The 15,100-nt window shown below is 36.3% G+C and carries 8 protein-coding genes; all 8 read right to left on the bottom strand.

What is annotated here, in order from left to right:
• Nucleotides 1-5: 5 nt before the first annotated feature.
• The 8 genes from EJ01_RS05840 to EJ01_RS05805 all read right to left on the bottom strand — a co-directional run bounded on the left by EJ01_RS05840 (nucleotide 6) and on the right by EJ01_RS05805 (nucleotide 14,830).
• A complete protein-coding gene (locus EJ01_RS05840) occupies nucleotides 6-1,748 on the bottom strand; it encodes an MATE family efflux transporter (protein WP_048081454.1) in 1,743 nt (580 codons plus the stop codon).
• A 30-nt stretch (nucleotides 1,749-1,778) separates the two neighbouring features.
• A complete protein-coding gene (locus EJ01_RS05835; protein ID WP_048081453.1) occupies nucleotides 1,779-9,674 on the bottom strand; it encodes a non-ribosomal peptide synthetase in 7,896 nt (2,631 codons plus the stop codon).
• A gap of 23 nt (nucleotides 9,675-9,697) precedes the next feature.
• A complete protein-coding gene (locus EJ01_RS05830; protein ID WP_048081452.1) occupies nucleotides 9,698-10,345 on the bottom strand; it encodes a 4'-phosphopantetheinyl transferase family protein in 648 nt (215 codons plus the stop codon).
• Nucleotides 10,346-10,623: 278 nt separating this feature from the next.
• Nucleotides 10,624-11,388 (bottom strand): aspartate dehydrogenase, encoded by a 765-nt coding sequence (locus EJ01_RS05825; protein WP_048081472.1) that lies wholly within the window; start codon nucleotides 11,386-11,388, stop codon nucleotides 10,624-10,626.
• 126 nt (nucleotides 11,389-11,514) lie between these two features.
• The gene (gene nadA, locus EJ01_RS05820; RefSeq protein WP_048081451.1) at nucleotides 11,515-12,432 is read right to left on the bottom strand and encodes a quinolinate synthase NadA; all 918 of its coding nucleotides are present in this window, start codon (nucleotides 12,430-12,432) and stop codon (nucleotides 11,515-11,517) included.
• Nucleotides 12,433-12,638: 206 nt separating this feature from the next.
• Entirely contained in the window at nucleotides 12,639-12,995 is a 357-nt protein-coding gene (locus EJ01_RS05815; protein WP_048081450.1) for an SDR family NAD(P)-dependent oxidoreductase, read from the bottom strand.
• 36 nt (nucleotides 12,996-13,031) lie between these two features.
• On the bottom strand, nucleotides 13,032-13,700 hold the full coding sequence (npdG, locus tag EJ01_RS05810) for an NADPH-dependent F420 reductase (RefSeq protein WP_048081449.1): 669 nt from the start codon (nucleotides 13,698-13,700) through the stop codon (nucleotides 13,032-13,034).
• A gap of 50 nt (nucleotides 13,701-13,750) precedes the next feature.
• Nucleotides 13,751-14,830 (bottom strand): NAD(P)-dependent alcohol dehydrogenase, encoded by a 1,080-nt coding sequence (locus EJ01_RS05805; protein ID WP_269221192.1) that lies wholly within the window; start codon nucleotides 14,828-14,830, stop codon nucleotides 13,751-13,753.
• Nucleotides 14,831-15,100: the final 270 nt, after the last annotated feature.

Here is a 15,100-nt window from a genome sequence, read left to right as displayed (position 1 = left end):
CAATCTTACCTCTTTATTGTAATAACTGTACTGTTTAAACCTATAAGTCTTGCATAACTTATATCATCTGCAATCTTTTGCAGCACCTCAATATTTTCAAATGAGTCTTTTTCTTCGCATGTATAAGTTGAAGGGTTAAATTCTTTTCCAGGGTCTTTAAAAGCAATTGTTATCTCATCCTCTTCTATTTTTGATAGAATATCAATGCATTCTATTTCATTATTGTTGAATTTTATTGTGTTAACTGCCATTTCCTCAACTGCCATACCTATACGCAGCGCTACTTTTGCATCTACTCCATTTTCCTTTGTAAAATCAATTAATTTCTGAGATAATCCCACTACATCTTCAACTGAACTGTGTATAGTTACATCAAGTACAGGAGTGTCCTTATAATTTCCTAACAAGAAAAATCCTGAAAATTTCCCCTTTGAACGTTCAGATACTATCTTGGTTGCAAAGTATATCATCATAATTGTACCTATTTCCGCTACCACTAATGATATCCATATTCCATCAACTCCCATAATTCCTGAGAGGAGATATGCACATGCTACGGGAATTAAAAGGCCTTCCATTATTGAAATTGCAAATGACAGTTTTTTGCGCTGTATTGCCTGCGTGTAAAACATCATTAAAAATGTTATACCCGTACCTATAATACTCAGGGAAAGTATCCTCAATGCGTTAATTCCCACAGCCATATCCGCCGGATCATTTACACCAAACATGTTTAAGAGTAGAGATGGGAATGCCAGGAACAATATTGTGAATGCAGTACCTGATGCCAGCACTATTTTTAAAGACCTTTCAATGGTGAATTTTACTCCAGAATAGTCTTTTTCCTGGTAATATATAGAAGCTATAGGTGACATAGATTGGGCAGTTCCTATTAAAAAGATGTATACCATGAACATGCTGTTGTAATACACAGAAAAAGCTGTTAATCCCTGCTTACCTGCGACTAACGCTATGAATGTGTTGATTAAGAACAGCTTTATAGTTAAAAACAGCTGTCCCGATGCTGATGGGAATCCTGAGGTTATAATGTCATAAACTAAGGACAATTTACATTTTACTAGAGATATAAAGTGCATTGTCCTATCTTTAGCAAAGAAATACTGCATTATGAATACAGTTCCAACTGCGTATCCTGATATTGTAGCAAGAGCTGCTCCGCCTATATCCATACCAAGACCTAAAATAAAAACCAAATCCAGTATAAGGTTCACCACATTTGAAATCAGAAGAGCATAAAATGATAGCCGAGGTTTACCATCTGCCCGTATAAAGTAGGCAATTCCCATTAAAACGAACAGGAAAGGCGATCCCAGGAAATATACCCCTAAAAATTTCTTAACCAGTACTGCAAGTGCTGGATTAGTGGTGAGTGTGGCAACGATATTATCCAGAAAGATTATCCCAAATGCAGAGAACAGCACTCCAATAACTGCCAAAAGGACCATTGAAAGTGTGAAATACATATCTGCCTTTTCTTCATTTCGCTCTGCCTTTGAAACCGATACAAGTAGAGATCCCCCCAACCCAATCATCCAGTAAATCAGGTTAATAAATGTGATTATAGGGGCAATAAGCGCCATAGCTGAAATATTAATAGGTCCCAAAGTGTTACCTACAATTAAAGTGTCTATGAACGTGCTTGTGTTAATGGCCATAGACATCAGCAGGGTAGGTAAGAAAAATTCTTTAAACTTATCTGATATCAAATTGTAGTTTCTTTCGTACATTATATGTCCTCAGTGAAAAAATTATACCCTCTAAGCTTTAAGTTTAACCTCTCTTGGTTCATAGTCGAAGAAATCCATTTCTTTAAGGTATTTTATAAACATTGCGATGTATTCATCACTTATTAAAGGCCATTTGTACCCTAAACGATACATTATCTGTATTGTGTAATTATTTATAACAGGTACCAGAGCACGTCCTTTGCCTTTACCCATACCCATAGCAGTGACAAGCCCTGAAATTGCTTCTTCTCTTGATTCATCTTCCATAGCCTGTACAAAAGCGGCTTTAAATTCATCTTCTTCTGCACCAGAAATGGTTAATCCAAGTGAATTCATGATTTCTATAATGTCTGCAATGTAAATTTTGTGATTATTATAAGCATGGAACACAACACACTCTTTAGGAGCTCTTGATAGGACTAAAATTGCCCTTGCAACACTATCTATCGGTGTGAGTTCAGTTTCTCCGCCCAAAGCAGAGTAAGGTATTTTTCCAATTGCGCCATACGCTTTTAAACGGTTTATGAATCCATTGGTCTCGAAGTTAATCTGGAATTCACTATCAGAATGCCTTGCCATCAAGTTACCAACCCTCATAATCTTACCCTTGAGCCCTTTTGTAACTGCTTCCAGTACAACACGCTCAGCTATGAATTTACTGCTGAGGTACTTATTATCAAGTGACTGGCCGATATACAACGTTTGTTCGTCAAATATAGTATCTAAAGGAGGGATATTATTTACACTTTCTCCAGCGACACTTGTTGTTGAAACCTGCACATATTTACAGCCTTTTTCCAGGCAGAATTCAACCCCATTAACAACTCCACCTATGTTAATGTCTTCAATTTGAGTTCCGGAAGCAAAATGCTTCACGTTGGCAGCACAATTAACCACCGTATCTACTGGAAGTTCTAAAGATTTTTCAAAGTCAGATTTATTTGTAATATCACCCTCAATTATATGGATCCTTGAACCAAATAGATCTTCATAACTTTCACTGAAATAATAGAATAAAAGAGCTTTTAAACGTTCTTCAGCGCTTGTACGTCTCCCTTTCCTGAGCAAGCAGTAAATAGATCCTTCTTCATTTTCTAAGAAATCACGCAGAACGTGTATCCCTAAAAATCCAGTGGCACCTGTAAGTAAAACATTTCCTAACTCTTCTTTTTCCCCATTTACAAAGTTACGGGTAGTATTTTCACTTAAAACCCTATTAATAGCATCATACGAATATTCAGTTATCTCCCTTACAGATTCACTTACAGATCCTTCCGCTCCAGCTATGAAATTAGCCAGTTCACGAGGAGTTGGGTGGGCAAATACATCACCATACTTTATTTCATATCCCTGATTCATGGCTTCAATGGTGATTTTAGTCACCAGAAGAGAGGTACCACCTAATTCAAAGAAGTCATCAGTTGCACCTATTTGAGACATACCCAGTATATCTGCAAATGTCTCTGCAAAGAATTTTTCAACATCATTTTCAGGTGCAGCATACTCTCTTTCCGCCAGTACAGGTTCTGGAAGTGCTTTTAGATCAGTTTTTCCATTAAGGGTTTGAGGCAGTTCATCAAGCTGCATAAACACTGTTGGAACCATATATTTGGTTAATTTCTTCTTTAATTCTTCTTTTAAATCATCGCTGTCAATTTCACAGTCTGCTGAGAAGTAGGCACATAAATGGTCGTTAGAATGCACTTTTTTAACTACTACCGCTGCAGATTTGATCCCTTCATATTCTGAAATTGAATTTTCAATTTCGCCAATTTCAATCCTGAGACCTCGAAGCTTAATCTGGTTATCTAAACGGCCTAATATAGATACTTCTCCATTTTTCTCCAGTTTAGCAAAATCTCCAGATTTATAATAAGGCACGCCGTCAATTTCAATGAACATTTCACTGTTCAGCTCATCTCTATTCCAGTAGCCCCTGCCGACTCCTGCACCTCCAATATATAATTCGCCCACAATACCTTGAGGTAAAGGGTTGCCGTCCATGTCCATGATCTTTTCAACCACGTTGAAGAGTGGTTTACCTACATTGATATTCTCATCTGAAATGATTTTCACGTTGCATCCAACTGTAGTTTCTGTTGGACCGTACTGGTTAAGTATAGTTAAATCATCATATTCTGAAAGGGCATTCCAGAGCTGTAAAGGAAATGCTTCTCCTCCTATAATCACTGCCTTACAATAGCCCATTGCTTTTTGTATATCTTCAAGCTCCAAATACTGCAGCAGTCTAGAAGGAGTTGTGCCGAATAATTCTGCTTTAGTTTTTTCAAATAACTTGGCAAGCTCTAATGGGTTCTTTGTCTGCTCATCGTTGGCCAGTACAAACGTCATTCCATGTGTAAGCGGGATAAAGGTTTCCTGTACAAACGGGTCGAAAGCTACCGTTATTATTGATAATGAAATATTTACCCTGCTGATTATATCATGAATAAACTGGTTATCTGGATGATCTGAAATGAGGTTAGTTATATTTTCATGTTTTAACATGACTCCCTTAGGTTTTCCTGTGGAACCAGAAGTATAAATTAGATAGCACAGGTTTTCAGGAATTAATTCTGGATCTGGATTTTCCTCGTTCTCTTCTAAAAGTAATTCATCTACATCCAGTGCATTAGGCAGGTTTTCTTTAGTTATAATATATTTTGCACTGCTGTCTTCCAGAACATGATTAATTCTTTCTTCAGGATACTCAGGGTCAACAGGGATAAAAGCACAACCCGCCTTCACAATACCAAGCATCGAAGCAGTTAAACGGCTGTCACGTTTTAACATAAACATAATTCTGTCTTCAACTTCTACCCCTCGCTTAATCAATGCGTTTGCTATACGATTGGCTTTTCTGTTTAATTCATCATAAGTGAATTCACCGTCTTCAGCAATTAAAGCAATTTTATCCCTGCTTTGCTCTACCTGTTTTTCAAAAAGCTTATTAAGTAATTTTTCTTCCACAGGTTTTATCTTGAAGTCTTCATGGTCTCCCTCAGCTACAATTGAGATATCTTTGAGTAAAGCCCGCGGGTTTTCCATTAATTTATCTAAAACGATGCTAATGCTGTGCATAAATGTTTCAATAAGATCTTCACTGTAAAGCGCGTCATTGTACTGTGAAAGCATATTAAAGTTGTTACCAGTGTCTATAACATTAACACTTAATTTAAATTTCAGCGCTTCATATTCCAGGCTTTCACGTTCTATGATGTGGTTGTTTATAGTTATATCTTCGATTATTTTTCCGTGATATGCGTAAAAGAACTCAGGGAACATATCATATTTATCAGAAATCTTTGTAAACGGATAGCAGTCGTATTTCAGTACATCTAGCCATACATTTTCCACATAATCAAAATAATCTGCCACGGATAAGTCACTGTTTATATTTAATGCAATAGGTAATGTTTTTACCATCATTGCGACACAATTTTGGAACTGAGGGTTACTTCTACCGTTTGAAATGGTGGAAATTAAAATATCTTTGTTATAAACAAATTTACTGAGTGTAAATACTGTTGCCGCTAAAAATAGATTGTTAGGAGTAATTGCATTGTCTTTACAGAATTTTTCAACCTGTGATTTATCTACATGAACACTGATTTCTCCCATCTGGCCTTCTTCCTCTTTTCCACTGCGGTCTGGAGAAATAACTGTTGCACTGTCAAACTCAACTATCTTATTTTCGAAATAAGACTCTGCATCCATGTATAACTGGCTTTTTTCTACTTCAAGTTCCTCTAAACACAGATCAAACCCATCATATTTCTCTTCATCCACGACACCGCCGTCGTAGATTATTCCAAGCTCATTAAATAAAATATTTAAAGCAGTCCCATCCACAATTATGTGGTGGAAATCAGCCAGCAGGCAAACCTCTTCAGAATTCTTGTAAATTTCAAACCTGAATAAATGCCCATCATACAAAGAAAACGGCTTTATAAATCCATTTTTAATTTTATCATCAACTGTTCCTTCATGAATTTTTATATCCACATCAAGGTCATCACGCCGTTCCTGATAGATTTCACCGTCCTTCATAACAAACCTTGTTTTGAGGTAGGGGTGTTTCTCAATGATGTCTAATAAAGCAGTTTTTAGCTTTTCAGGGTCGATATCATCCCCAAAACGTATGCATTTAGGCAGGTTGTAGGTTAATTTTTCAGGATTTTTAGCACAGTCGAAGTATACACCCAACTGGTTATGGGTTAATGGATAAAATTCATGTTTCTGGTAGTGTTTCTCTTCAACAGCTGATGAGGATGAAACTTCCTTTGCTATCTCACGTATAGTTTTAGCCCTCATTATATTGGTTACGTTTACTGTAACTCCAAATTTCTGTGAAATTTTGGCCACTAACTTAAGAACAGATAATGAAGTAAGGCCTAACTGGAACAAATCAGTTATTACACCAAAATCAGTTGTATCCAGAATTTCTGAGCACATATCAAAAATGTCCTTTTCTAAATCAGTTTCAGGGGGTATGACCTCATCAAGCCCCGAATGATCTTCTTCAGGATCGGGGAAGTTCTTTAAATCGGTTTTCCCATTAGGAGTCATAGGGAAGCTGTCCATTCGAACAAAATAAGATGGAACCATGTAAGCCGGCAGTTTGTTCACGAGTGTATTCCTTAAATCACTGACATCAACTTCCTGATCCTCGGTAAAGTAGGCACATAAATGTTCACTGTCATGTACGGTCTTGACCAGCGCAAATGCGGCTTTAATCCCATTGCATTCCCTAATTACATTTTCAATCTCACCGAGCTCAATCCTTAAACCTCTAAGCTTAATCTGGTTATCCATTCTGCCTAAAACGTATAATTCCCCAGTGCTGTCCCTTTTTGCCAGGTCTCCAGTGTTGTAATAGCGGAGGCCGTTGTGCATGACAAATCTCTCTTTAGTGAGTCCCTCATTATTCCAGTAACCTCTGGCAACTCCTGCACCAGCCACATATAATTCACCCACAACATTATAAGGCAAAGGATTCGCATCAATGTCCATAATTTTATCAATGACGTTCAAAAGAGTTTCACCAGCGGATATATCGTCGCTGGTTATGAGTTTTCCGTGTGATGCAATTGTAATTTCAGTTGGGCCGTAGGAATTGTAAATTTCAGCGTCGGTGTATTTTGAAAGTACGTTGTAAAGCTGTGGAGGGAATGTTTCACCCCCTACAATTATAACATTACATTTAGACACTGTTTTCTGTATTTCATCAAGTTCTAAGTACTGCAATAGCCTGGTCGGTGTTCCGCCAAATGCATCTGCCCCTGTTTCTTTAAATAATTTTGAAAGTTCTATAGGGTTTATTGCCTGCTCCTCATTTGCAAGTACAACAGGCATCCCGTTCATAATTGTTGCGAAGGTCTCACGCAGGAATACTATAAATGATACAGTTGATATAGATATCATTTTACTTGCTTTGGTCACAAGAGCATGGATAGGAATATTCTGCGGGTCTGGAGAAACATAATTAGTGATACCTCCATGAGTTAGCATTACGCCTTTAGGTTTTCCTGTAGAACCAGAAGTATAAATTAAATAACATAGATTCTCAGGGGTTAATTCAGGATCTGGATTTTCTTCATTTTCTTCTAAAAGTAATTCATCCACATCCAGTGCGTTAGGCAAGTTTTCTTTAGTTATAATATATTTTGCATCACTATCTTCCAGAACCTGATTTATTCTTTCTTCAGGGTATTCCGGGTCAACAGGGATAAAAGCACAACCCGCTTTAACAATACCAAGCATAGAAGCAATAATACGGCTGTCACGCTTTAATATGAACATTATTCTATCTTCAACTTCTACCCCCCGCTTAATCAATGCGTTTGCTATGCGGTTAGCTTTTCTGTTTAATTCATCATAAGTAAATTCTCCGTCTTCAGCAATTAAAGCTATTTCATCCCTGCTTTCTTCTACCTGTTTTTCAAAGAGTTTATTTAGTAATGGTTCTTCAACCCTGTTTATCCTGAAGTGCTCTTCTTTTTCATCTTCGGGTAAAATAGAAATATCTTTAAGCAATGCATTTGGATTTTGTGTTAGCTTCATTACAAGGACTTTAACGCTCTCTATGAACGTTCCAATTATATCTTCACTGTAAAGAGCATCGTTGTAGTGAGAAATTATTTTAAATTCATTGGGGTTATCTTCAATAGAAACTGTCAGTTTAGGCAGTTCTAAATTTCCCTCGTTTATACTGCCTGCCAGTCCAAATACATATAAAAATTCAGGTAGGATATAATTTTTGCTTGAAATCCTTGTAAAGGGATAATAATCATATTTTACAACTTCAAGAAGGGATTTTTGTATATCTTTTAAGTAATCCTTTACAGTTTTGTCTGTATCAATATTTACAGCAAAAGGCAGTTCCTGGCCTATATTGAGGTAATTAGAAACAATAGAAATCAGGATATCTTTACTGAATACAAATTTCCCCAAAGCAAGTAAAGTAGCTGATAAAAACAGGCTGTTAGAGCTGATTCCATTATTTATACAAAATTCTTCAATATTTGACTTATTTAGCAGGAGGAAGCTTTCTTTTAAAGATCCATCTTCTTCTTTACCATTGATATCAGATGATATAGCGGTTGCACCATCACTGGTTTGCACCATATCTTTAAAATACTTTTCAGCTCCATAGAATTCGCTTGTTTCTATTTCAAATTCACCGCAAGTCTTATCTGGATTATCTGAGATGTCATAAAGCAGAGCCATTATATTTTCTACCATATGCACGATTTGAATATCAGAAAAGCAGTCTTTATTATATTCTATTTCCAAAAGCTGCAAACCATCTTTATCCTTTAGGGAAGGGTTTACACGGATATGAAAAGGAAATTCACTTTTAGAATTATTAAATAAATATTCCACATTTGAATCAGTTGAATTCGACACCATAGAATACATAGATAACATTGCAGGATCTATACCCTTTTGCTGTAATTTTGGGCCGTACATATTGAAAGATAATTTTCCATGTGTCAATCCGTTTTTAAGGACAGATTTTGTGTACAATAAAACCTCTTTAAACGTCCTGTTTTTGTTATAATCCAGTTTAAGGGGCATCATATTTACAAACATGCCTAGCATACCATGTATTTCTTCTCCAAAATCTCTACCGTGGTATACGCTGTTCCAGACCATTTCCCCGCTGCATGTGCTTTTTGCAAAGTATAACGATACAGCAGATAACGCAAGTACAAATGGGGATATCCTTACACCGTCAACTACCGATAATTCTTTTAATTTTTCTGTCAATTGTGGATCTAAATAAAAATAATTCCTGTTGATACCGAGATCATCTGATGAATACCAATCTTTTGAATATCCATCCAGGTTTGAGAGCCAGAATTCTTCGTCTTCTTTTGCCTGTTCGCTTGAGAGATATTCTTTTTCCTTTTTAACGTACTCTTCGTATGAAACATTAGACGGCTGATATTCTTCTCCTTTTTTCAAAGCTGTGACACAATCTTCAAGGTTTTTGGTAAAAATACCTACAGAACTTCCATCCATGATGATATGGTGGGTACGACCCAGTACAAAGAATTCTTTTTTCGTTTTTAGGAGTGTAAACTGGTAGAGTGGTGTGTCAAAAATTTCTTTAAATGGTTCCTGCGCAAATTTATTGATAAACGCGTTAATTTCTTCTTCACTTTTATTTGACATGTCCACGTATGAAAATAAACCATCTTCTTCAGAGGCACAGTACTGCCTGAAATTCATATTTTCGTCCTTTTTAATACGTAAATGAAGATTTCCGCTTATTAAAATACCTAAAGCTTTTTTAAGATGGTATTCATCTTCCAATGAGAATCTAGATTTAAATGAAAGAATATATGCCTCATTACCCGGTTTACTAATTTCAGTTATAATAGTCCTTTTTTGTGCATTTGACAAATCAAAGCAGTCCATAAATATCCACTCCATCAGTCTTATTAATCTCCTATTACATTTTCAATATCCTGTAAATTTATTAGAACAGGTTCAGTGATTCTGCTTTGTGAGCATACACCCAGCATATAATCACCTCCACAAATGTTCCAAAGTCCAAAATTACCAGTATTTTTCCTGTGTATGAGTTCTATTTGATCACTAACTTGTATGCAAAATTCGTCAAGGGCAAGCCTAAATCCTAAGCCTGTCATTTTCATATAACTCTCTTTTAATACCCATAATTCAAAAAAAGCTTTCTTTTGGTTGTTATTATTTAAAATATACCCATATTCAGTGCCATAAAAAAAATATTTCGCTAGACTCAAATCAATATCCTGAACGTATTCAATGTCAACACCAACTGGAGAATCAGAAACTGCACATGCCACATATTTTTCAGAATGTGAAAGATTAAAATGTATATCTGAATAATTTTTCAAATAGGGCTTACCATATTCGCCTGTATCAAATATGGGATTACTAATGCCAATTTTATCTAAAGCATGGTTTAACAGGACTTCCACCCCGACAGACAAATTTCTATCTTTTTTATGGAAATATCTGCTGGATTTTTTTATTCTTGTCTTTGATACAGAACTCTTTATTCTGTTAAAGTCAAGTTCTGATACATCCATGTAATATAACAACATTTTTTTTCACATCAAATTACTTATAATGTAATAATATTGTCAATTGATGCTCCAAATCAACTATTTTTTTTTAGTTTATTATAATATTACATGAAAATCATCCAATCAATTATTTAAACTTATGGAATCCCATGAGATTTTGAAAGACTACCTGAAATAAGATTCCATCCCCAATAAAAATAAACAAATTAAAAAAAGCATTATATCCACTATATGCCTGCTTAAAAATCCATTATAAGTTAATATGTTAAAATAAGTATTTAAAACTATGAATTAGCCTATATTCCGATATTCAGCTTTTCATTTAGGCTTTTAATTAGTTTAACTGCAGAATATGCAGCTAAAACACTTGTTTTTGGGTTTGTAACACAGGTCTCATTTTCTGTAATGGTTCGAAACTCGCCAAAATCACCTGCAACACAGACTTCATGACAGTTGCGGCTCACATTAGGGTCAGCTATGATTTTCACATCCACTTCTTTACCATATGCAATGCTCAATGCAGCGGCCACGTTAATATTTGCAGGGAATTTACGTACTGCATCACCAGCTTTACCCTCATATAACACTGTTTCAGTATCTACTGAGATCCCCAGTGATTCAGGAGATTTACGGGTAACCAAATTCACTTCATTGATCTCCCCAATAGAAGCTGCTTTAATACCATCTAAACCAACAACAGCCCCCGAAGGTGCATATATTCGGGAATTGTTTTCCTCAGCTATCCTTCCCAAATAATTTCTAAAATCTGGATCTATTAGAGCCCCCATGCTCATTATAATAACATCTTTTCCATTCTTAAGGATTTGTGGAACAACTTTTATCACTGCCTCCTGAGATGCAGCTTCAATTACCAGATCCACATGGTCTACCATATCATTTACATCAGGGACTGTGACTCCATCTACTTTAGATGCCATGTTTTCAGCCCTTTTCATATCCATGTCATAAAAAAATTTTAAATCAGCGCCCAACTTCCCATTTGCAGCCAAATCAGTTATTATACCTGCTATAGCACCGCATCCGATAATCCCAACAACCATAACATCATGAGGATAGTCCTTAGTTAAATCTCCTAAATTAGATTCTAGATATAAATTTTCATTTTTTTCTATTTCTAAGACCTCGTTGAGAGATGTTTCATTCATTTTGGTGCACCTTCATCCACTTTAATTTTTAGAAACTTCAATCATCCTCTTAATTGCCACTTTTGCCTTCTCTGCCGTATTATCATCAACTTTAACTTCAAATTTTTCATTTAAAAGACAGTTTCTAACATTTTTAACTGTATATAACTTCATATTCTCACAAATTGCACCACTTAATGCAGGAATGAATGTTTTATCAGGATTTTCTCGTTTTAAGCGGGTTACCATGTCCACCTCAGTACCTATAATGAATGTTTCTTTAGGTGATCTGGCTACGTGGCGCATCATACCTCCTGTGCTTAAAACATTATCTGCAAAATTTTGCACTTCAGGATCGCATTCTGGATGGACCAGTATCTCTGCATCATGATATTTACTTCTTAAAAAATGTAAATCCCCCAAATCAAACAATTTATGGACGTAACAGTATCCCTGTGCAGGCATAGGTATAATCTCTTTATTTACTTTTTTAGAGACGTACCATGCCAGGTTTCTATCTGGACCAAAGAGTATTTTTTCTTGAGGAATGCTTTCCACTACTTTAACTGCATTTGAAGAAGTACATAAAATTTCAGCCTCCGCTTTAGCTTCAGCCAGTGTATTAACATAAAGAACTGCAGCTGTATCAGGATACATTTTTTTAAACTTTTTAACATCTTTTGCATTAAGCATGCATGCCATTGGACATTTTGCTTGAGTATCTGGAATCAATATTTTTTTGTCGGGGTTTAGTATTGCTGCTGTTTCTGCCATGAAATCGACCCCGCAGAAGACTACAATATCAGATCCATCTATTTCTGATGCTTTTATACAGAGTTCAAGTGAATCTCCTACAAAATCTGCAATTTCCTGTATATCACCAGTTTGATAATTGTGAGCTAATATTATTGCATTTTTTTCCTTTTTAAGCCACTCGATTTCCTGCAGATCGCTTAACATAAAATCACTTTAAATTATATCAATAAAATTAGTTTTCCCAGTAATTATGCTATTAAAGCATTATATGGCCCTCTATTTCTTTAATATTCCATTCTAGATCTTGATTTTCCAGTTGATTAAAAAAAATAGGGCATCGGAGGTGGTATTGAACGAAATTAATAGATGCCCTGTTTACTTTTTTAACGTTAATTATGGTCAAATTTGTTTTAAATAGCTCCTGTTAAATCTACACTGAGATCTATTTCCCAAATTCCCTCCCCCATATCCAAAACTGGAGTTATTATATCTGCTATCCCTGCACAATTAAGTACTATATCCAATTTCCCAAATTCCTTTACAGCAGCATTGATTGCATTCTGGATATCATCTTCACTGTTATCGCTTGCAGGAACAGATACGATCTTGTGGTTGCCTTCCATCTGGTCAATGGTACCTTCCAGTTTTTCGTTTGCTCCTGCAACCACAACAACTGAAGCGCCCTCTTTTGCAAAAAGTCTGGCAATCTCCTTTCTTATCCCTGAACTCCCACCGTTTACAAGTACTACTTTATTCTCCAATTTCATTTTTATCCCCCTTTTGGTGAAGTAGTAATTTTTATCCTATTTTGCAGGTAAACCAGTGATCCTTATTCCTCCAAACTGGGTTTTATTTCGTATGTTTAAACCAATCAGGAGAGGAGTAATTTTTTCTATGATTTTAGCTCTTTCCAGCGGTCCACAATCAATGACATTTACACCAGGGATTTTTTCAATTAGTTCAGCAGCAACTATCTTAGAATTTGCATCATCACCCGAAATAAGGCAGTCACAGTCAATTGGTTCTTTAAAGTTCATTAAAGCTGCAGAACTGATATTGTTAAAAGCACATATCACATTGCTGTCTTTTAGGATTTTAGCAGATCTTTCTGCCGCTGCACCATCCCATAAAGCAACATATTCAATGGGAGACCCACCTATAGCTGATTCTAAAGGTCCTGTAGCATCCATTAATATTTTACCTTTTGCACCTTCTTTAATAGAGAGCAAAGTTGATTTTTGAGCAGCTAAAGGCACTGTTAAAACTAATAATTCCGCTTCTGCGGCAGCATCAGCATTTTCAGCTGCTTTAACATTGGCAACATCGCCCAAAAGACCTTTTAGTTTGTCTACAGCTGCTTGAGCTTTTTCAATTGTCCTTGAACCTATTATAACATCTTCTCCAGCTTGCACAAAGCGTATGGCGATTCCTAATCCCTGTCCACCTGTTCCACCAATTATTGCTATTTTCATTTTATCACCTGTTTAATTTTAAAATTAAAAAGAAAAAATTGAAATGGCATCTATTCTAGAAGGACAACTGGTTTAATTAAGTCCCTAGGTTTCTCTTTCATCAGAAGGAGAGCCTCTTCTATTTTATCGAAGCCCTTAAATTTATGGGTTACCAGTAACTCAGGGTCCATACGTCCGTATGTTACAATATCCGCTAGTCTTTCCATTCTAACTCTTCCACCAGGGCAAAGACCTGTGATTATGTCTTTGTCTGCCATACCGAATCCCCAGCCTACACGGCATAGTGGCAGAGTATCTTTTTCTCCTTCTCCTTTACCGAAGTAGTTGTTGTTGGAAATTTTTGATCCTGCTTTGGCCATTTTACATGCATCTATTAGAATATCTGGGCCACCACCAGATATGATTACTGCATCAACACCTTCTCCATCGGTTGCATCAAGAATCTGTTCTGCAGTATCTCCATCTCTGTAGCTGATTATATCTGTAGCACCGTATTTTTTAGCTACTTCAACAGATACAGGCCTAGTACCAACTGCAAATATTCTTCCAGCACCCCTTAGTTTTGCACCGGCTATACCGCAAAGCCCAACTGCACCAATACCAAGAACAGCTACCGTACTTCCAAGTTCAATTCCAGCATTTTCAGCTCCCATGAAACCAGTACTCATCATATCTGTGATCATAACAGCAGCTTCCTGAGACATTCCTTCTGGTAAATGTGCCAGGTTGTTGTCTGCAAGGTTAACGTGGAAAAATTCACCGAATACGCCGTCTTTGAAGTTAGAATATTTCCAACCTCCACATGCTCCCCCGGTTTGTGAAGGGAAACCGCGCTGCACAGCTTCTGAATCCCAGTCAGGAGTTATAGCCGGTACAATTACCCTATCACCCGGTTTGAAGTCTTTGACTTCAGTTCCCACTTCATCTACTATCCCCACAGCTTCATGTCCTAAAATCATGTTGTGTCTATCACCTATTGCGCCTTCCCAGACAGTGTGAACATCAGAAGTACATGGTGCTAGACATGTTGGCCTAACAATAGCATCCCTTGGACCACATTTTGGCCTATCTTTTTCTATCCATCCAGTCTCTCCTATTTTTAACATAGCAAATCCTTTCATTTTGTTCACCTCGTTTAACTCTTGAGTAAGGATTGTGAGTTATGATATATAAACATACCGAATACTTGGTCTGTAACGATTAATCATTTATATTTGTAGAGAGCGTTCTCTCTTTAAATAGATTGAACAGAGCGTCTATAGAATATTTATAGAAAATAATTAAGATATACACCCCTAAAACTGAAATATATGTCTTTTTAGTGAATGAAAATTCCATTACACCTGTTAAACTTTATAAGAAGGTTATAGTGTATTAAAAAGTAGCATAAATGTTATATA

Origin of the sequence: Methanobacterium veterum (assembly GCF_000745485.1) — an archaeon.
Taxonomy (GTDB): domain Archaea; phylum Methanobacteriota; class Methanobacteria; order Methanobacteriales; family Methanobacteriaceae; genus Methanobacterium_D; species Methanobacterium_D veterum.
Note: the sequence above shows the minus strand (reverse complement) of the source record. Positions and strands in the feature narration are given on the sequence as shown.

Coding starts and splice junctions, on each gene's coding strand:
- EJ01_RS05840 (WP_048081454.1), bottom strand. CDS start 1,748: ATGTACGAAAGAAACTACAATTTGATATCAGATAAGTTTAAAGAATTT.
- EJ01_RS05835 (WP_048081453.1), bottom strand. CDS start 9,674: ATGGACTGCTTTGATTTGTCAAATGCACAAAAAAGGACTATTATAACT.
- EJ01_RS05830 (WP_048081452.1), bottom strand. CDS start 10,345: ATGTTGTTATATTACATGGATGTATCAGAACTTGACTTTAACAGAATA.
- EJ01_RS05825 (WP_048081472.1), bottom strand. CDS start 11,388: ATGGTTGTTGGGATTATCGGATGCGGTGCTATAGCAGGTATAATAACT.
- nadA (WP_048081451.1), bottom strand. CDS start 12,432: ATGTTAAGCGATCTGCAGGAAATCGAGTGGCTTAAAAAGGAAAAAAAT.
- EJ01_RS05815 (WP_048081450.1), bottom strand. CDS start 12,995: ATGAAATTGGAGAATAAAGTAGTACTTGTAAACGGTGGGAGTTCAGGG.
- npdG (WP_048081449.1), bottom strand. CDS start 13,700: ATGAAAATAGCAATAATTGGTGGAACAGGTGGACAGGGATTAGGAATC.